The organism is Enterobacter sp. 296B2 (assembly GCF_034106185.1).
Lineage (GTDB): Bacteria > Pseudomonadota > Gammaproteobacteria > Enterobacterales > Enterobacteriaceae > Enterobacter > Enterobacter cloacae_N.
In genome coordinates, this window is sequence record NZ_JAWNCA010000014.1 from 94642 (window position 1) to 113211 (window position 18570).

The 18570-nt window shown below is 57.9% G+C and carries 16 protein-coding genes; 13 read left to right on the forward strand and 3 right to left on the reverse strand.

What is annotated here, in order from left to right:
- Positions 1 to 182 precede the first annotated feature (182 nt).
- From URZ40_RS12605 to URZ40_RS12625, 5 genes are all read left to right on the forward strand, one after another.
- A complete protein-coding gene (locus tag URZ40_RS12605; protein WP_061098798.1) occupies positions 183 to 719 on the forward strand; it encodes a fimbrial protein in 537 nt (178 codons plus the stop codon).
- Positions 720 to 788: 69 nt separating this feature from the next.
- Positions 789 to 1463 carry a molecular chaperone gene (locus tag URZ40_RS12610; protein ID WP_116343385.1) on the forward strand — a complete coding sequence of 225 codons (675 nt, stop codon included), beginning with the start codon at positions 789 to 791 and terminating at the stop codon, positions 1461 to 1463.
- 24 nt (positions 1464 to 1487) lie between these two features.
- Positions 1488 to 4031, forward strand: a complete 2544-nt coding sequence (locus tag URZ40_RS12615; RefSeq protein ID WP_316379985.1) for a fimbria/pilus outer membrane usher protein — start codon at positions 1488 to 1490, stop codon at positions 4029 to 4031.
- Between the two features lie 22 nt (positions 4032 to 4053).
- The gene (locus URZ40_RS12620; RefSeq protein ID WP_320720628.1) at positions 4054 to 5043 is read left to right on the forward strand and encodes a fimbrial protein; all 990 of its coding nucleotides are present in this window, start codon (positions 4054 to 4056) and stop codon (positions 5041 to 5043) included.
- Positions 5044 to 5048: 5 nt separating this feature from the next.
- Positions 5049 to 5552, forward strand: a complete 504-nt coding sequence (locus URZ40_RS12625) for a fimbrial protein (protein ID WP_116343424.1) — start codon at positions 5049 to 5051, stop codon at positions 5550 to 5552.
- On the opposite strand, the gene dinG is transcribed toward URZ40_RS12625, so the two are convergent.
- The gene (gene dinG, locus URZ40_RS12630) at positions 5539 to 7716 is read right to left on the reverse strand and encodes an ATP-dependent DNA helicase DinG (protein WP_320720629.1); all 2178 of its coding nucleotides are present in this window, start codon (positions 7714 to 7716) and stop codon (positions 5539 to 5541) included. The two genes, URZ40_RS12625 and dinG, sit on opposite strands and share 14 nt — an antisense overlap.
- 97 nt (positions 7717 to 7813) lie before the next feature.
- Positions 7814 to 9196 (reverse strand): ATP-dependent RNA helicase RhlE, encoded by a 1383-nt coding sequence (rhlE, locus tag URZ40_RS12635; protein WP_320720630.1) that lies wholly within the window; start codon positions 9194 to 9196, stop codon positions 7814 to 7816.
- Positions 9197 to 9401: 205 nt separating this feature from the next.
- On the opposite strand from rhlE, the gene cecR reads away from it, so the two are divergent.
- The 5 genes from cecR to URZ40_RS12660 are packed head-to-tail and all read left to right on the forward strand — an operon-like array spanning position 9402 to position 15042.
- A complete protein-coding gene (gene cecR, locus URZ40_RS12640; RefSeq protein WP_163330776.1) occupies positions 9402 to 10079 on the forward strand; it encodes a transcriptional regulator CecR in 678 nt (225 codons plus the stop codon).
- The gene (gene hlyD / locus URZ40_RS12645) at positions 10076 to 11071 is read left to right on the forward strand and encodes a secretion protein HlyD (RefSeq protein ID WP_116343380.1); all 996 of its coding nucleotides are present in this window, start codon (positions 10076 to 10078) and stop codon (positions 11069 to 11071) included. Before cecR ends, hlyD begins: the two co-directional genes overlap by 4 nt.
- Entirely contained in the window at positions 11064 to 12803 is a 1740-nt protein-coding gene (locus URZ40_RS12650; RefSeq protein ID WP_320720631.1) for an ATP-binding cassette domain-containing protein, read from the forward strand. The genes hlyD and URZ40_RS12650 overlap by 8 nt, the downstream gene beginning before the upstream one ends.
- Entirely contained in the window at positions 12793 to 13926 is a 1134-nt protein-coding gene (locus URZ40_RS12655; RefSeq protein WP_163330773.1) for an ABC transporter permease, read from the forward strand. The genes URZ40_RS12650 and URZ40_RS12655 overlap by 11 nt, the downstream gene beginning before the upstream one ends.
- A 9-nt stretch (positions 13927 to 13935) precedes the next feature.
- A complete protein-coding gene (locus URZ40_RS12660; protein WP_116343377.1) occupies positions 13936 to 15042 on the forward strand; it encodes an ABC transporter permease in 1107 nt (368 codons plus the stop codon).
- Here the strand turns inward: URZ40_RS12660 and URZ40_RS12665 are convergent.
- On the reverse strand, positions 15004 to 15414 hold the full coding sequence (locus tag URZ40_RS12665; protein WP_115874544.1) for a YbhQ family protein: 411 nt from the start codon (positions 15412 to 15414) through the stop codon (positions 15004 to 15006). The two genes, URZ40_RS12660 and URZ40_RS12665, sit on opposite strands and share 39 nt — an antisense overlap.
- 133 nt (positions 15415 to 15547) lie before the next feature.
- Between URZ40_RS12665 and URZ40_RS12670 the strand changes: the two genes are divergently transcribed.
- Genes URZ40_RS12670 through URZ40_RS12680 form a run of 3 tightly spaced genes read left to right on the forward strand, consistent with a single transcriptional unit; the run spans position 15548 to position 18506 of the window.
- Positions 15548 to 16309 carry an endonuclease/exonuclease/phosphatase family protein gene (locus URZ40_RS12670; protein ID WP_116343376.1) on the forward strand — a complete coding sequence of 254 codons (762 nt, stop codon included), beginning with the start codon at positions 15548 to 15550 and terminating at the stop codon, positions 16307 to 16309.
- Positions 16306 to 17544: a cardiolipin synthase ClsB gene (gene clsB, locus URZ40_RS12675; protein ID WP_320720632.1), complete on the forward strand. Its 1239-nt coding sequence runs from the start codon at positions 16306 to 16308 to the stop codon at positions 17542 to 17544. The genes URZ40_RS12670 and clsB overlap by 4 nt, the downstream gene beginning before the upstream one ends.
- Complete coding sequence (locus tag URZ40_RS12680) at positions 17544 to 18506, forward strand: YbhN family protein (protein ID WP_316379980.1); 963 nt, start codon at positions 17544 to 17546, stop codon at positions 18504 to 18506. Before clsB ends, URZ40_RS12680 begins: the two co-directional genes overlap by 1 nt.
- The last annotated feature ends 64 nt before the right edge of the window (positions 18507 to 18570 follow it).

The window sequence follows — 18570 nt, forward strand, 5'->3', positions numbered from 1 at the left end:
ACAATCAACGTTTTGTTTTTATGGCGAAAAATGAAACTCAAGCATTATTTCAATTATTTGTGATTTCTGCAGAAGATTCTTAACGCATCAATATTTGTTTAAATAACCAGCGGAAAGTCATTAAGGGTCAACGGTGAAAACGTCCAGGCAACGCTATCACCAGAAACATATCAGGATTTGTTATGAACAAGGTTGCTTTAGGTTTAATTATCGCCGCAACGATAGGATGTTCTGCATCCGCATTTGCGACAACAAACGGTGAAGGTCAGATCAATTTCACCGGTGAAATTATCGATTCTGCTTGTCAGGTCGTGAATGGGTTGAGTAACCCATTAAATGTTCAGCTGGGCAAAGTGTCTAAAACGGTATTTACCGGCGCAGGCTCTACCAGCACATTGACGAAGTTTGATATTCAGTTAACGAACTGCCCGGAAACGGTCACCTCCGCTGCGATTAACTTCGGCGGTACGCCGGATGCGAATAACAACGCCACGCTGGCCTTAACGCCAGATACCGATGCAGCTACAGGTGTCGCTATTCAGCTGGTTGACGCGTCAGAGCAGCCGGTCACCCTGTATACACCGTCTCAGCAATATCCATTAGCCTCCGGCACGGCGGTTAACGATCTGGAGTTCGGCGCACGCTATATCCAAACCGGCGCTGCGATTACCGCAGGCCCTGCTAACTCTGTATCGACCTTCACCGTTATTTATAACTGATCTTATCAATCCTGAGATATTAATGCTTTTGCGGGCATTAATATCTCATCTATTTATTGAGAAATCTTTATGCGCCACGGTTATTTACTGAGCACTCTTTTACTGGTAGCCGCCACTGCACATGCAGGTGTCGTTATTAATGGCACCCGTCTGGTCTATCAGGGAGATAAAAAGGAATCATCTCTTGGTCTTTCAAATCCAGATGCGACGGATTATCTGGTGCAGTCCTGGGTTGATTCCGGCGGTAAAAACCTGGCCAAAGCCCCGTTCCTGATCACCCCGCCGCTTTTCCGTCTGGATGCGAAAGAAGATAACGTTCTGCGCGTGGTGCGTACGGGCGGAAATTTACCGGAAGACAGGGAATCCCTGTACTGGTTGAACATTAAAGCGATCCCTTCCTCAAAGCACGTTGAGGGGGTAAACACGCTGCAAATCGCCATTAACACCCGCATTAAATTGCTCTATCGCCCGTCCGCGGTAAAAGGCAGACCAGAAGATGTGGCCGATAAACTTGAATGGCGCCGCGAAGGTAACGATCTGGTCGTGAATAACCCAACGCCGTTCTATATGAATTTCCAGACCGTTACGTTGAATGGTCAGAAAATCACTAAAGCCACCTGGGCCGTCCCGAAAACGGAAACGCATTTTGCTTTACCTGGCAATGTCGGGGGCACGAACTTAACGTATTCCATTATTACTGATTACGGCAGCATCAGCCATACCTGGTCGAAATCCGTTCATTAATACTTCCCCGGTAATAAAATAATCATGTACAGCGATAAAAAGCCGTTCACCTGCCGATTTTCGTCATTGCTGGTCATTCTCTGTAGCCTGGCAATGGCGATCTTTGCGCAGCAGGTTATGGCTGATGATTATTTTAACCCGGCCCTGCTGGATATTGATAATCCCCAGCAGGGGAAAACCGATTTGTCCGTCTATGAAAAAGGCCCTGGCCAGGCGCCGGGTAAATATCAGGTCGCGGTATTTATCAATAACAATAAAATTGATACCCGCGATGTCACCTTCACTCTGCAAAAAGACGCTCAGGGTAACAGCACGCTGCAACCTTGCTTCACCCTGGACGATTTAAAAAGCCTCGGCATCAAAACGAAAAAATATCCGCAGCTGATGGCCAAAGGCCAGTGCGCCGATTTACACGCCATCCCTGCAGCATCCGCAACTTTCCGCGTTCGTAACCAGCAGCTGCTGCTGAGCATTCCCCAGTCGGCGCTCGGTCAGGTACCTCGCGGTTACATTGACCCAAAAGAATTTGACGAAGGGATCAACGCAGGCTTGCTTAACTACAGCGCCAATGCCAGCCAAAGCCATGCGCGCCAGCAGGGTGAACAGGATAACAGCAGCCAGTACGTTAACCTGCGTCCTGGCTTGAACATTGGCGCGTGGCGCGTTCGCAACTATTCCACCTGGAATCGCAGTACCACGGGTAAGGAGGAGGAACAGAAATTCACCTCCGTTTATACCTACGCGCAGCGCGATATTGTGGCGATGAAAAGCGACCTCACCGTCGGCCAGAGTTCCTCCCCATCCGACGTGTTTGACAGCGTCCCCTACACCGGCGTGGAGTTGAAATCCGACAACGACATGCTGCCGGACAGTGAAAAAGGCTACGCCCCCATTATTCGCGGCACCGCCCACAGTAACGCGCTGGTAGTGGTACGCCAGAACGGATACATCATTTATCAGAACACGGTCGCACCGGGCGCGTTCGAAATTAACGATCTCTACCCCACCGGCAGCAGCGGCGATCTTCAGGTCACCGTGAAAGAGACCGACGGCAGCGAAAGCCATTTCGTCGTGCCGTTTGCCTCCGTGCCGGTATTGCAGCGTGAAAAAAACCTGCGCTACAGCGTGACCGCCGGACGCTATCGTTCTTATGACAAAGACGTGGAGAAGACCCCGTTTGCCCAGGGCAGCGCCATCTACGGTTTACCCTACGGCTTTACCGCCTACGGCGGCGTGCAGCAGAGTAGCCATTATCAGTCTCAGGCGGCTGGCGTCGGGAAAAACATGGGCGATTTAGGGGCGTTCTCCATTGACGTCACCCGCGCCAAAGCCCTGTTGAAAAAACAGCAGGCCAGCAAAGGCCAGTCGTGGCGCGTGCGCTACAGCAAAGATATCGCCCGCTCGGGCACCAACTTCTCGCTGGCCGGCTACCGCTACAACAGCAAAGGGTTTTACACCCTCGAAGACACCATGGAGTCGTATACCCGCTCTGACGACTGGTCTGCACCGCAGCAGCGCCGCGCCCGAACCGAAGCCACCATCGACCAGACGCTGCCGGAAGGCTGGGGATCCGTCACCCTGAGCATGGTGAAAGAAACGTACTGGAGCCAGAGCCAGAACATGACCTCCATGAGTGTCAGCTACAACAACAGCTGGCACGGCGTGAGCTACAGCCTCAGCTACAGCATGAATAAAAACACCAGCGACAGCGATGAAGACGGTAATGAGGTAACGAACGACAATCAGTTCTCGCTGAGCGTCTCCGTGCCGCTGGACCACTGGATGCATAACACCTGGGCCACCTACAACCTGAACAACACCAAAGACGGCACGACGCAGAACATCGGCCTGAACGGCACGGCGCTGAAGGAAGACAACCTTAACTGGAACATTCAGGAAGGGTTGAGCAGCACCGGCAGCGGTAACTCCGCCAGCGTCAATGCCGACTACAAAGCGACCTATGGTGAAGTGAGCGCGGGGGTCAGTCAGGACAAATATCAGCAGACCGTGAACGTCGGTTTGCAGGGCGGCGTCATTGCCCATGCTAACGGGGTAACCCTGAGCCAGCCGCTCGGTGAGACCATCGCGCTGGTGAAAGCGCCGGGCACGCACGGAACCCATATCACTAACCAGACGGGCGTTGAGACCGACTTCCGCGGCTACACCGTCGTGCCGTTTGTTACCGCGTATCGCCATAACACCATCGCGCTGGATACCGAAACGCTGCCGGACAACGCCGACGTCACCCACGCGGCGCAGATCGTGACCCCAACCCGCGGGGCCGTGGTGCGCGCCAGCTTTAATACCCGCGTGGGTAACCGCGTCCTGATGACGTTGACACAAAACGGTAAACCGCTGCCCTTCGGTGCAACGGTAACCACGGACGATAAGGACAGCGAGTTTATTGTCGGTAACGATGGGCAGACCTATCTCTCTGGTCTGCCACAGCAAGGGCATCTCAACGTTTCCTGGGGACAGGAGGCGAGCGAGCACTGCGTCGCTGACTATGCGCTAACGGATGAGAAAGAGAAAACCAGCATCATTAACGCTGCCGCGCAGTGTCACTGATCCACCGTTCAGGCTAACGACTATGCAACTGATTAAACAATGCTTTTTCTTACTGGTTCTGGGAACCGCCGCGTTATTTATGCCGCACGCAAGGGCAACCTGTACGACGCCGGACCTGCCGAAAATGATCAACGTGGCTTCTATCTCCGTTCCGACCACGCTGGCCGTTGGTGAAACGATCCCGGGTACAGAGCAGATCGCCCATATAGCCGGTAATTGTGACAATGCGGAAGATAACGGGCTGGAAATTGTCTCTTGTTACTACGGCACTGGTTCTGAGATCCCTGGCCTGAAAGGAGTCTACGATTCGGGCGTCCCCGGCGTCGGTGTGGCGCTGATGAACGATCGTGGGCAGCGCATCAGCGGAGCCGGAGGGGTTAACTGCATTTCTACGGGAACGCCGGTGGGTTATGTTTCCAGCGATGGCAAACAGACCTTTAATTTCAACGTCACGCTGGAGTTGGTCAAAACCAGCGATACCGTCGCGTCAGGCACGCTGAATCAAAGTCAGACCCGCTTTGGCATCGGGGTTTATCACCACGAAGGGCTGGGCGATCCCAACACCATCTCCTATGCGGGCAACGTTATTCTGAAAGAGGTCACCTGCTCCGTCCTGCCGAAAAATCTCACCGTTAATCTGGGGGACTTCCCGGTCAGCGATTTCGTCAGCGTGGGGATGCTCTCTTCCCCGGCACAAAACTTTGACGTTACGGTGAACTGCAACAGCACCGTACAACCTGAGGTAAAAATTACCAGCGCAAACGGCTATGAAACGGCGTTTGAAGGGGTGCTGAAACTCACGCAACAACCCGGCGCGGCAACAGGCGTCGGCGTAAGAATGCTGTTCGACGACAATATCGCCACCTTTGATACCTACGTTAACACCCGAAGCGAAGCCATCGCCAACGAAACGCTGACCATACCGTTTGAGGTGCGCTACGAGCAGGTCAGCGACATGGTCACCCCCGGCCCGGCCAATACCGTTGCCACCATCACGCTTGCCTATAAGTGACCGACATGAAAAAGACAATCGCACTTCTGGCGCTGGGGCTGATCGCCCAGGCGCACGCCGACGATATTCAGATCCAGATGACGGGCAACATTTACGCCAATACCTGCATCATCGACAGCGCCAGCCGCAACCTGACGGTGGATTTAGGCCAGGCAGTATCCGGCGATTTTAAAGACGTGGGCGATACCGGCGAGTGGAAAGATTTTTCCCTTTCAGTGTCACATTGCCCGGCCACGCTCGCCCTTGCCACGGCCTATTTCTACGGCCAGGCCGACAGCGCGCACCCGACTAAGTTCGCCAATATCGGCAGCGCAAAAGGGCTGGCGCTGGAGCTGGCAGACCGTCAGGACAAAATCCTGATTGCCCCGCAGGCGGCCTTTAACGCCGTCATTAATCCAGGTGACCACACGGCCACGTTTCCGTTGTCCGCACGCTATTACGCCACCGCCATACCCGTCACGGCCGGCACGTTCAGCAGCGTAGTGCAGGTGACATTCACTTACCAGTAGGACCGCGCCTCTTAGCACGGATGCTTTTACCACGCCCGGCGGCCAGTTTTGCCGGGCGTTTTTTTACCTCCGGCACCTCCGGCTGTTCGATCGGGAAAACAGGCAGCGCGTTCAGCAAACGCTGGCCGTAGTTTTTGGTGAGCAGACGCTTGTCATAAATCACCACCTCGCCCCAGCAGCCGTGGCTACGAATAAGACGCCCCACCTGCTGAATCAGGTTAAACGACGCCGCAGGCAGGCTCTGCACCTCAAACGGATAGCGGTTAAGACTCTTCAGCCACTCCCCCTCGGTGATCACCACCGGGCTGTCGATGGGCGGGAAGGCAATTTTATGGATGTGCACCTGCGTCAGGTAGTCCCCTTTCAGATCCAGACCTTCGGCAAACGACTGTAGCCCCACCAGCACGCTGCGCTCGCCGTTATCAATACGCTTGCGGTGGGTTTCCACCAGCCGATAGCGCGGCTGATCGCCCTGCACCAACAGAAGTAAACGCAGATCGGTGACGTGTTCGAGGAAGCGCTGCATCGCCCGCCCGCTGGCAAACAGCACCAGCATGCCGGGATACTTTTTACTCTCGACCTGTTCACGGAAGTAGGCCGCCATCTCCGCAATGTGCTGCTCTTCGTTGTCGATAAGCGGCTCAAATTTCATGCGCGGAATCACCAGCTTGCCCTGCTCGCAGTGGTTAAAGGGCGAGTCCAGCGCCACAAAACGGTCGCCCGCTTTCTCCTTCAGGCCGCTCATCTCCTGCAGCCTGGAGAAGCTGTTCAGGGAGCGCAGGGTTGCGGAGGTGACAACCACGTGCGGCACGCTGCGCCAGATCAGCTTTTCCAGCTGATCTGCCACGCGAATGCCCACGCAGTGGAAAAAGAGGTGGACCTGCCCATCCCGCACTTCACGGGTGGCCCATTTGGTGACCGGCGCCCCCGACGCCTGAGCCATCGAAGCCAGACGCCAGAGCTTGCTCTGCGCCTCAAACATCCCCAGCGCGCGGTTCATCTGCAGCAGAATACGGTGCAGGCGCACCACGTCGTGCGAGCCCGTTTTCTCGCTCAGATCGTTTAAGAACATCTCCGCCAGCCCGCGCAGCTTTTCCAGATGCTTCGCCAGCTGCTGGCAGATCTCCATCACCTCTTCCGGTAGTTCCCCCATCGCAAAGCGGTGTTCGGCTTCCTGGGCGGCAGGAAGATAGAGGTTCAGGATGTTGTTCAGGGACGAAATGAGGCTATAAACCTCTTCACAGTGCTCGCTCAGCCGCTCCGGGACCGCCAGCGGCGGCGTGGTTTTCGGGCGGAACTGCTCCATGCAGGTCGCCACCAGCTTGCAGAAGAGATCGAGCTGCAGGCGGAACCAGGGCGCCGTAATTTCAGCGCTCATTTCCAGCGCGTCCCGCGCCACGTCCGGCAGATGATGGCCTTCATCAAGCACCAGCAGCAGGTTTTTAGGCTCCGGCAGCACCGCTTCGCTCTCAAGCGCGGCCATCACCAGCGCGTGGTTAGCCACAACCACCTCCGCCTCCTGAATTTCGCGCCGGGCGACAAAGAACGGGCACTCGCGGTAGTAGTGACAGTTGCGGTTCAGGCAGCTTGCTTTATCGGTGCTGAGCCTGCGCCATAAGTAGTCGCTAATCGCCAGGCTGGTGTGATCCCGCAGGCCGTCCCACTTATAGCCGTCGAGCTCGGTTTTCAGCTTTGCACACTGCTCCTGCTCCGCCTTATTGTTTGGCGTCAGCTCGTCATCCAGAAACGCGAGCAGATCCTGTTGATTCGGCTCGCTGCTGGCAAGCGCCGCCAGGTTACGCGGGCACACGTAGCGCCCGCGCCCAAAGGCGGCGGTAAACCGCAGATCGGGGATGATTTTGCGCAGCAGGGGCAAATCTTTGCTGAAGATCTGATCCTGCAGCGCCACGTTGGCGGTGCTGACCACCAGCGTTTTGTCCTCTTCCCGCGCAATCGCGATGCCGGGAATGAGATACGACAAGGTTTTCCCGACTCCGGTCGGGGCTTCAATCGCCAGATGTCGCCCGTCGTCCCCGGCGAGCGTTTTTGCCACGTCGGCAATCATCTGCCGCTGCGGCGCTCGGGGGATAAAATCGGGGATCTGCTGCTGTAGCGCCTTATACCATGCGCCAATTTGCGCTTTCAGCGCCGCGGTTAAAGCCATTGGAAAACCTAAAACACTGTATAAACAGCCACTATTGTGGCACTTTCTCTTCTCTGCCGCAAAAAGAAAAGCCCGGCTTTACGACCGGGCTTCCAGATTACTGCGGGTTAGCAGGCTTGCGCGGGCGGCGTCGGCGCAGCCCTTCCCCTGCCGGCTTGCCTTCGCCGCTGCGCCACGGGCTTTCACCCGCCGGCTTGCCGTCGCTGTTGCGACGAGGCGGTTTGCCCGATGATTTTGGCGCGCCGCCTTCTGAACGACGCGGCTGCTGACCGCGACCGCCGCCGCCCTGACCGCGACCGCCACCCTGACGACCGTTCTGAATCGGCTCGGCTTTGATGGACGGGTCCACTTCGTAACCCGGGGTTTCAATGCGCGGGATCTCTTTCTTCAGCAGACGTTCGATGTCACGCAGCAGCTTGTGCTCGTCCACGCAGACCAGAGAGAGCGCCTCACCGGTTGCCGCCGCACGACCGGTACGGCCGATACGGTGCACGTAGTCTTCCGGGACGTTCGGCAGCTCGTAGTTCACCACGTGCGGCAGCTCTTCAATATCGAGGCCACGGGCAGCGATGTCGGTCGCCACCAGCACGCGGATGTCGCCAGACTTGAAGTCCGCCAGCGCGCGGGTACGCGCGCCCTGGCTCTTGTTACCGTGAATGGCGGCGCTGCGGATGCCGTCTTTATTCAGCTGTTCCGCCAGGTGGTTAGCGCCGTGCTTGGTGCGGGTAAAGACCAGCACCTGCTGCCAGTTACCCTGGCCGATCATCTGGGAGAGCAGTTCGCGCTTGCGCTTTTTATCCACAAAGTGCACGTGCTGCGTCACCTGCTCGGAGGCGGTGTTGCGGCGCGCCACTTCCACTTCGAGTGGGTTATGCAGCAGCTTTTCCGCCAGCGCCTTGATCTCGTCGGAGAAGGTCGCGGAAAAGAGCAGGTTCTGGCGACGCGGGGGCAGCTTAGCCAGCACGCGGCGAATGTCGTGGATAAAGCCCATGTCGAGCATGCGGTCGGCTTCGTCCAGCACCAGAATTTCGATGTTATCCAGCTTCACCGCGTTCTGGTGTTCCAGATCCAGCAGACGGCCCGGCGTTGCCACCAGAACGTCCACGCCGCCGCGCAGCTTCATCATCTGCGGGTTAATGCTCACGCCACCGAAAACCACCAGCGAGCGAATGTTCAGGTAGCGGCTGTACTCACGCACGTTCTCACCAATCTGCGCCGCCAGCTCGCGGGTTGGGGTGAGGATCAGCGCGCGCACCGGACGACGGCCTTTGGCGTGCGGCTGGTTTTTTACCAGCAGCTCTAACAGCGGCAGGGTAAAGCCCGCGGTTTTACCGGTGCCGGTCTGGGCGCTGGCCATCAGGTCACGGCCCTGAAGCACTGCGGGGATCGCCTGCTGCTGGATTGGGGTTGGCTCAACGTAGCCCTGCTCTGCGATGGCGCGCAGAATTTCCGGGTTCAGGCCAAGGGAATCAAAAGACATAAAAACTCCGAACCGCCCCGACCATCACAGGTGTAGTTTTCAGGGAGATATAACAATTAGGAGGACAAAAACCACAATGTCGCGAAGGGGCGGAGTGTAGCAGCTTTTGTGACGTGGCGCATAAAATATCCCTCAGCATTCCCTCGACGTTAGCGGGAATCAGGCATAATCTTAATCAATCGATTGATTAATTCTTAATGACGCCATGAATACGACACCCACAACAACCAAAGGTGAACAGGCCAAAAATCAGCTTATCGCCGCCGCGCTGGCGCAGTTTGGCGAGTACGGGCTGCATGCGACCACGCGCGATATTGCCGCGCTGGCCGGGCAGAACATTGCGGCGATTACCTACTATTTTGGCTCAAAAGAAGATTTATACCTCGCCTGCGCCGAGTGGATCGCCGATTTTATCGGCGCGCAGTTTCACCCGCACGTTGAGGAAGCTACCGCGCTGCTCAGCCAGCCGTCACCCGATCGCGCCGCCGTACGCCAGCTTATTCTCAAAGCCTGCCATAATATGATTCGCCTGCTGACGCACGACGATACGCTCAACCTGAGCAAGTTTATTTCCCGGGAACAGCTCTCCCCGACTGCCGCCTACCAGCGGGTACACGATCGGGTAATTGCCCCGATGCATACCCACCTGACCCGGCTGATCGCTGCGTATACCGGGCGGGACGCCAGCGATACCGACACTATTTTGCATACCCACGCCCTGCTGGGTGAAATTCTCGCCTTCCGTCTGGGGCGGGAAACCATCCTGTTACGCACCGGCTGGACACAATTCGATGAGGATAAAGCCGCGCAGATTAGCCAGGTTATCGCCTGTCATCTCGATCTGATCCTGCAAGGCTTAACGCAAAGGAGCCTGAAGTCATGAAAAAACCTGTCGCCATCATTCTGGTGGTTGTTGTTTTGCTTGCCGCGGGAATCGGTGGCTGGCTGTGGTATCAGAGCCAGCAGGATCGGGGCCTGACGCTGTACGGTAACGTGGATATTCGTACTGTGAATATGAGCTTCCGCGTTGGCGGACGTCTCGCCTCGCTGAGCGTTGACGAAGGCGATGCCATCAAAGCCGGTCAGACGCTGGGCGCGCTGGATAAAGCCCCTTTTGAGAACGCGCTGTTGCAGGCTAAAGCTGGCGTTTCCGTCGCGCAGGCGCAGTATGACCTGATGCTGGCAGGCTATCGCGATGAAGAGATTGCCCAGGCCGCCGCCGCCGTTAAGCAGGCCAAAGCCGCGTACGACTATGCGCAGAACTTCTATAACCGCCAGCAGGGACTGTGGAAAAGCCGCACCATTTCCGCCAACGATCTGGAAAACGCGCGGTCATCCCGGGACCAGGCGCAGGCAACGCTGAAGTCCGCGCAGGATAAATTAAGCCAGTACCGCTCCGGTAACCGCGAGCAGGACATTGCCCAGGCGAAAGCCAGCCTTGAACAGGCGCAGGCCCAGCTGGCGCAGGCGGAACTGGATCTGCACGACACGACCTTAATCGCTCCCTCTGACGGCACGCTGATGACCCGCGCCGTGGAGCCGGGCAGCATGCTCAGCGCTGGCAGTACTGTCTTAACGCTCTCCCTGACCCGTCCGGTGTGGGTGCGCGCCTACATTGACGAGCCGAACCTCGGGCAGATGCAGCCGGGCCGCGAGCTGCTGCTCTATACCGACGGCCGCCCGGACAAGCCGTATCACGGCAAGGTGGGCTTTGTCTCCCCTACCGCTGAATTTACGCCGAAAACGGTGGAAACACCGGACCTGCGTACCGACCTGGTATACCGCCTGCGCATCATCGTCACCGATGCGGACGACGCGCTGCGTCAGGGCATGCCTGTTACCGTGACCATAAACGACGGGGAACGACATGAATGATGCGGTTATCCAGCTCAACGGTCTGGTCAAACGCTTCGCGGGCATGGACAAGCCGGCGGTCGCGCCGCTGAACTGCACCATTCAGAAAGGCTACGTAACCGGGCTGGTCGGCCCGGACGGCGCGGGGAAAACCACGCTGATGCGGATGCTGGCGGGGTTGCTCAAGCCGGACGAAGGCTCGGCCAGCGTGCTTGGCCTGGACCCGATAAAAGACGACGGCGCGCTCCACGCCATGCTCGGCTATATGCCGCAGAAGTTTGGCCTGTATGAAGATCTGACGGTGATGGAAAACCTGAACCTGTACGCCGACCTGCGCAGCGTCACCGGTGAAACGCGGCAGAAAACCTTCGCCCGACTGCTGGAGTTTACCTCCCTCGGCCCGTTCACCGACCGGCTGGCGGGCAAGCTCTCCGGCGGGATGAAGCAGAAGCTGGGTCTGGCCTGCACGCTGGTGGGCGAGCCGAAGGTGCTGCTGCTGGATGAGCCCGGCGTCGGCGTGGACCCGATTTCCCGCCGCGAGCTGTGGCAGATGGTGCACGAGCTGGCGGGCGACGGGATGCTGATCCTCTGGAGTACCTCCTACCTCGACGAAGCGGAACAGTGTCGGGACGTGCTGCTGATGAACGAGGGTGAACTGCTCTATCAGGGCGAACCAACCGAACTGACGCAAACCATGGCCGGGCGCAGCTTCCTGCTGCACAGCCCGCAGGAGTCGAACCGCAGGTTGCTCCAGCGGGTGCTGAAGCTGCCGCAGGTCAGCGACGGGATGATTCAGGGCCGCTCGGTGCGCATTATTCTCAAAAAAGAGGCCACCGCCGACGACGTTCGCCAGGCGCAGGGGATGCCTGAGATCGAGATAGAAGAGACTGCACCGCGCTTTGAGGACGCGTTTATCGACCTACTGGGCGGCGCGGGTACATCAGAGTCGCCGCTTGCCGCCATTCTGCATACGGTGGAAGGCACGCCGGGCGAAACGGTCATTGAAGCGAAATCGCTCACCAAAAAGTTCGGGGATTTCGCCGCCACCGATAACGTCAATTTCGCGGTGAAGCGCGGCGAGATTTTTGGTCTTCTGGGGCCGAACGGCGCGGGAAAATCGACCACCTTTAAGATGATGTGCGGCCTGCTGGTGCCGACATCCGGCAAGGCGCTGGTGCTGGATATGGATCTGAAGGTCAGCTCCGGCAAGGCGCGCCAGCATCTGGGGTATATGGCGCAGAAGTTTTCCCTGTATGGCAACCTGACGGTCGAGCAGAATCTGCGCTTTTTCTCCGGCGTGTACGGCCTGCGCGGGCGCGCGCAGAATGAGAAAATCCGCCGCATGAGCGACGCCTTTGGGTTAACGAATATTGCTTCCCATGCCACCGACGAATTGCCGCTCGGCTTTAAGCAGCGGCTGGCGCTGGCCTGCTCGCTGATGCACGAACCCGATATTCTTTTCCTGGATGAGCCGACCTCCGGCGTTGACCCCCTCACCCGCCGCGAGTTCTGGCTGCACATCAACAGCATGGTGGAAAAAGGGGTGACCGTGATGGTGACCACCCACTTTATGGACGAGGCGGAGTACTGCGACCGTATCGGGCTGGTCTATCGCGGCAAGCTGATCGCCCACGGCACGCCAGACGACCTGAAGGAGCAGGCCGCTGACGAAGAACAGCCAGACCCGACTATGGAGCAGGCGTTTATTACCCTCATCCACGACTGGGACAAGGAGAATGCCCATGCGCAGTAGTGCTATATCCTGGCGCCGGGTGCGCGCGCTGTGTATTAAAGAGACGCGGCAGATCGTGCGCGATCCCAGCAGCTGGCTGATTGCGGTGGTGATCCCCCTGCTGCTGCTGTTTATCTTTGGCTACGGCATTAACCTCGACTCCAGCAAGCTGCGGGTCGGGATTTTGCTTGAGCAGCAGAGCGAAGAGGCGCTGGACTTTACCCACGCCATGACCGGCTCGCCCTATATCGACGCCACCGTCAGCGACAACCGGCAGGAGCTGATCCAGAAAATGCAGGCCGGGAAAATTCGCGGCCTGATCGTCATCCCGGTGGATTTCGCCGCCAACATGGCGCGGGCGAATACCAATGCACCGATCCAGGTGATTACCGACGGCAGCGAGCCGAATACCGCCAACTTCGTACAGGGCTACGCGGAGGGGATCTGGCAGCTCTGGCAGATGCAGCGCGCGGAAGACCGGGGCGAGACGTTTGAACCGCTTATCGACGTGCAGACGCGCTACTGGTTTAACCCCGCCGCCATCAGCCAGCATTTTATTATTCCGGGCGCGGTGACCATCATCATGACGGTGATCGGCGCAATCCTCACCTCGCTGGTGATCGCCCGCGAGTGGGAGCGCGGCACCATGGAGGCGCTGCTCTCCACCGAGGTGACCCGGGTCGAGCTGCTGCTGTGCAAGCTTATCCCCTACTACTTCCTCGGCATGCTGGCGATGCTGCTCTGCATGCTTGTGGCAGTCTTTATCCTCGGCGTGCCGTACCGCGGCTCGCTGGTGGTGCTGTTCTTTATCACCAGCCTGTTTTTACTCAGCACGCTGGGGATGGGGCTACTCATCTCCACCATCACCCGCAACCAGTTTAATGCCGCGCAGGTGGCGCTGAACGCCGCTTTCCTGCCGTCGATAATGCTCTCCGGGTTTATCTTCCAGATAGACAGCATGCCGGCGGTGATCCGCGCCGTGACCTACATCATTCCGGCGCGCTACTTCGTGAGCACGCTGCAGAGCCTGTTCCTGGCGGGGAATATTCCGGTGGTGCTGATCGTCAACACCCTGTTTCTGATGGCGTCGGCGGTGATGTTTATCGGGTTGACGTGGATGAAAACCAAACGGCGACTGGATTAAGGAGCGCACATGTTTCACCGTTTATGGACACTGATCCGCAAAGAGCTGCAATCCCTGCTGCGCGAGCCGCAAACCCGCGCCATTCTGGTGCTGCCGGTGCTGCTTCAGGTTTTACTGTTCCCGTTTGCCGCCACCCTTGAGGTGACCAACGCCACCATTGCCATTTACAACGAAGACAACGGCAAACACGCCGTCGAGCTGACGCAGCGTTTCGCCCGCGCGAAGGCCTTTACCCACATCCTGCTGCTGAAAAGCCCGCAGGAGATCCAGCCCACCATCGACACGCAAAAAGCGCTGCTGCTGGTACGCTTCCCGGCGGATTTCTCCCGCAACCTGGACACCTTCCAGACCGCGCCGATGCAGCTGATCCTCGACGGGCGCAACTCCAACAGCGCCCAGATAGCGGCGAACTATCTGCAGCAGGTGGTGAAGGATTACCAGCAGGAGCTGATGGACGGCAAACCGAAGCCCAACAACAGCGAGCTGGTGGTGCGCAACTGGTACAACCCGAATCTGGACTACAAGTGGTTTGTGGTCCCGTCGCTAATCGCCATGATCACCACCATCGGGGTAATGATCGTCACCTCCCTGTCCGTCGCCCGCGAGCGCGAGCAGGGCACGCTGGATCAGCTGCTGGTCTCCCCGCTCGCCACCTGGCAGATTTTCGTCGGCAAAGCGGTGCCGGCGCTGATCGTCGCAACGTTCCAGGCCACCATCGTGCTGGGGGTGGGGATTTGGGCCTACGAGATCCCGTTCGCCGGTTCGCTGGCGCTGTTTTACTTCACGATGGTGATTTACGGGCTGTCGCTGGTGGGATTTGGACTGCTGATATCCGCGCTCTGCTCGACGCAGCAGCAGGCGTTTATCGGGGTATTCGTCTTTATGATGCCGGCGATTCTGCTCTCCGGGTACGTTTCGCCCGTCGAGAACATGCCGGTGTGGCTCCAGGATTTAACGTGGATAAACCCGATTCGACACTTTACGGATATCACCAAGCAGATCTATCTGAAGGATGCGAGTCTGGACATTGTCTGGGGAAGTTTGTGGCCGCTACTGGTCATAGCGGCCACGACGGGCTCAGTGGCCTATGCGATGTTTAGACGCAACATTGCGTAGCTTTTTCTCTTTGGTGAGCAACGAGACGACAGCTGGCCCTGCGAGGATTGCCAGACCCGCCAGGGCCAGCAGCAGGTTGTTTTGCAGCACGCGTGACAGCAGCCAAAGCACGATCATCGCGGCACCAAAGTACCAGGTGGTGGTGAGCTCTTCGAGCACATCACCCACCTCGCGCCAGCGCGCTTCATGGTGGCGCTGTAAGAACAGCATCGACAGCACGGTGACGCCATAGAGGACGCACAGTCCTAAGCCAACACGCACCAGCGTGCCGCTCATCCAGCCCATCACCAGTACGGCCACGACCAGTAAATGCAACATTATCTGCCAGCAACTCAAACCGGTTGCGACACGAACACGTTGTTGCCACTTCATGGCTTCTCTCCTGAAGGATTTTTCTCTGCTTAATCAGACTACCGCACTTTACGGAAAATTCCGTAACGCCGCATCTTTTTGTGACGCCGACTACACTTTATTTTCATCGGGATAGTCACCCAGGAAGGTGTTTATGAGCAAAAAAACGCAGCATTTCTCGCTTAAGGTGCTGACGATAAACATTCATAAGGGCTTCACAGCATTTAACCGCCGCTTCATTTTACCGGAGCTGCGCGACGCGGTACGCACCGTCAGCGCGGACATTGTCTGCCTGCAGGAGGTGATGGGCGCGCACGAGGTGCATCCCATGCATTTCGAAAACTGGCCCGATACGCCGCACTACGAATTTCTGGCCGACACCATGTGGAGCGATTACGCTTACGGCCGCAACGCGGTCTATCCGGAAGGCCATCACGGAAACGCCGTGCTGTCGCGTTTTCCTATCGAACATTACGAGAACCGGGACGTCTCCGTTGGAGAGAGCGAAAAGCGCGGGCTGCTTTACTGCCGCATCGCACCGCCGGATCTTGACGTACCCGTTCACGTAGGCTGCGTTCACCTTGGCCTGCGTGAAGCCCACCGTCAGGCGCAGCTACAGATGCTGGCTGACTGGACTAATGCGCTTCCCGAAGGCGACCCCGTGGTGGTGGCCGGTGATTTTAACGACTGGCGGCAGCGGGCCAACCATCCTCTGAAGGTGAATGCGGGGCTGGAGGAGATTTTCACCCGGGCACACGGTCGTCCCGCACGGACGTTTCCCGTGCGCTTTCCCCTGCTGCGCCTGGACCGCATCTACGTGAAAAATGCGCATGCCAGCAGCCCGACGGCGCTGGCGTTACTTAACTGGCGACATCTTTCCGACCATGCCCCGCTGAGCGCGGAGATCCACTTATGAAATGCACATGGCAGGAAGGTAACCGTATTACGCTGTTGGAAAACGGCGATAACTTTTATCCGGCAGTCTTCGAGGCGATTAGCCACGCGCAGCAGAAAGTCTACCTTGAAACGTTTATCTGGTTTGAAGACGACGTTGGCAGGCAGCTGCACAGCGCGCTGCTGCATGCCGCCCGGCGCGGAATAAAAATCGAGGCCCTGCTCGACGGGTATGGCTCGCCGGATCTCAGCGATGAATTTGTTAATGAACTCACCGCCGCTGGCGTGGTGTTCCGTTACTACGATCCTGGTCCTCGCCTGTTCGGCATGCGCACCAACCTGTTCCGCCGCATGCACCGCAAAATCGTTGTGGTGGACGAAACGGTGGCGTTCGTGGGCGGCATTAACTACTCCGCCGAGCATATGTCGGATTACGGCCCGGAGGCCAAGCAGGACTACGCGATCCGCATTGAGGGACCGGTGGTTCAGGACATCCAGCTGTTCGTGCTGGAAAACTTGCCCGGTAAAGAGGCCGCTCGCCGCTGGTGGCGACGCCGTCATCGCCCGGAAGAGAACCGCAAGCCCGGCGAAGCGCAGGCACTGTTTGTCTGGCGGGACAACGAGGAGCATCGGGACGATATTGAACGTCACTACCTGAAGATGCTGGCCAATGCGAAGCGCGAAGTGATTATCGCCAACGCCTATTTCTTCCCCGGCTACCGCATTCTGCACGCCATGCGCAACGCGGCCCGCCGCGGCGTCCGGGTGAAACTCATCGTGCAGGGCGAGCCGGATATGCCGATTGTGAAGGTCGGCGCGCGTCTGCTCTACCGCTATCTGGTTAAAAGCGGCGTGCAGATATATGAATACCGCCGCCGCCCGCTGCACGGCAAAGTGGCCGTGATGGATGACCACTGGGCAACCGTTGGCTCCAGTAATCTCGATCCGCTGAGCCTGTCGCTTAACCTGGAAGCGAACCTGATCATCCACGACCGCCAGTTTAATCAGACCCTGCGCGATAACCTTCAGGGACTTATCAATAAGGACTGCGTGCGGGTGGATGAATCCATGGTGCCGAAACGGAGCTGGTGGAACGTTGGCGTCGGCGTGGTGGTGTTCCACTTCCTGCGCCACTTCCCGGCGATGGTCGGCTGGCTGCCGGCGCATACGCCGAAGCTGGCGCAGGTGGATCCGCCGGTACAACCCGAAATGGAAACCCAGGACCGCGTTGAAGCGGAAGATGGAGGCAAACCCTGATGTCAAAATCTCATCCTCGCTGGCGGCTGGCGAAAAAAATCCTCACCTGGGTATTCTTTATCGCGGTCGCGGTACTGCTGGTGATCTACGCGCAGAAAGTGGACTGGGAAGAGGTGTGGAAGGTTATCCGCAACTATAACCGACTGGTGCTGCTCGGCGCCGTTGGGCTGGTGATCGTGAGCTACCTGATGTACGGCTGCTATGACCTGCTCGGCCGCGCCTACTGCGGACACAAGCTGGCTAAACGTCAGGTGATGCTGGTGTCGTTTATCTGCTACGCCTTTAACCTGACGCTGAGCACCTGGGTCGGGGGGATTGGCATGCGCTATCGCCTGTACTCGCGGCTTGGCCTGCCGGGTGGGACGATCACGCGCATTTTCTCATTAAGCATCACCACCAACTGGCTGGGCTATATTCTGCTCGGCGGGGTAATTTTCACCATCGGCGTGGTGCAGCTGCCCGCGCACTGGTATATCGACGAAGCCACGCTGCGCATTCTCGGCTTCGTGCTGCTGCTGATCATCGCCGTGTATTTGTGGGCCTGCGCCTTTGCCAGACGCCGCCATATGACCATTAAAGGGCAGAAACTGGTACTGCCGTCGTGGAAGTTCGCGGTACTGCAGATGGCGGTTTCCAGCGCCAACTGGATGGCGATGGGGGCGATCATCTGGCTGTTGATTGGCGAGGACGTGAACTACTTCTTCGTGCTGGGCGTGCTGCTGGTGAGCAGTATCGCCGGCGTTATCGTGCATATCCCGGCAGGGATTGGGGTGCTGGAGGCGGTATTTATTGCGTTGCTGGCCGGAGAGCATGTCTCACAGGGAACGATTATTGCCGCCCTGCTAGCCTACCGCATGCTCTATTACTTCCTGCCGCTGGCACTGGCCACGGTCTGTTATCTGGTGCTGGAGAGTCGGGCGAAAAAGCTGAGGGCGAAGAACGAGAGGATGTTAGCGAAGTGAATAAGTCGGGTGGCGGCTTCGCCTTACCCGACCTTCGGTTCGCGTTTCGTAGGCCGGGTAAGGC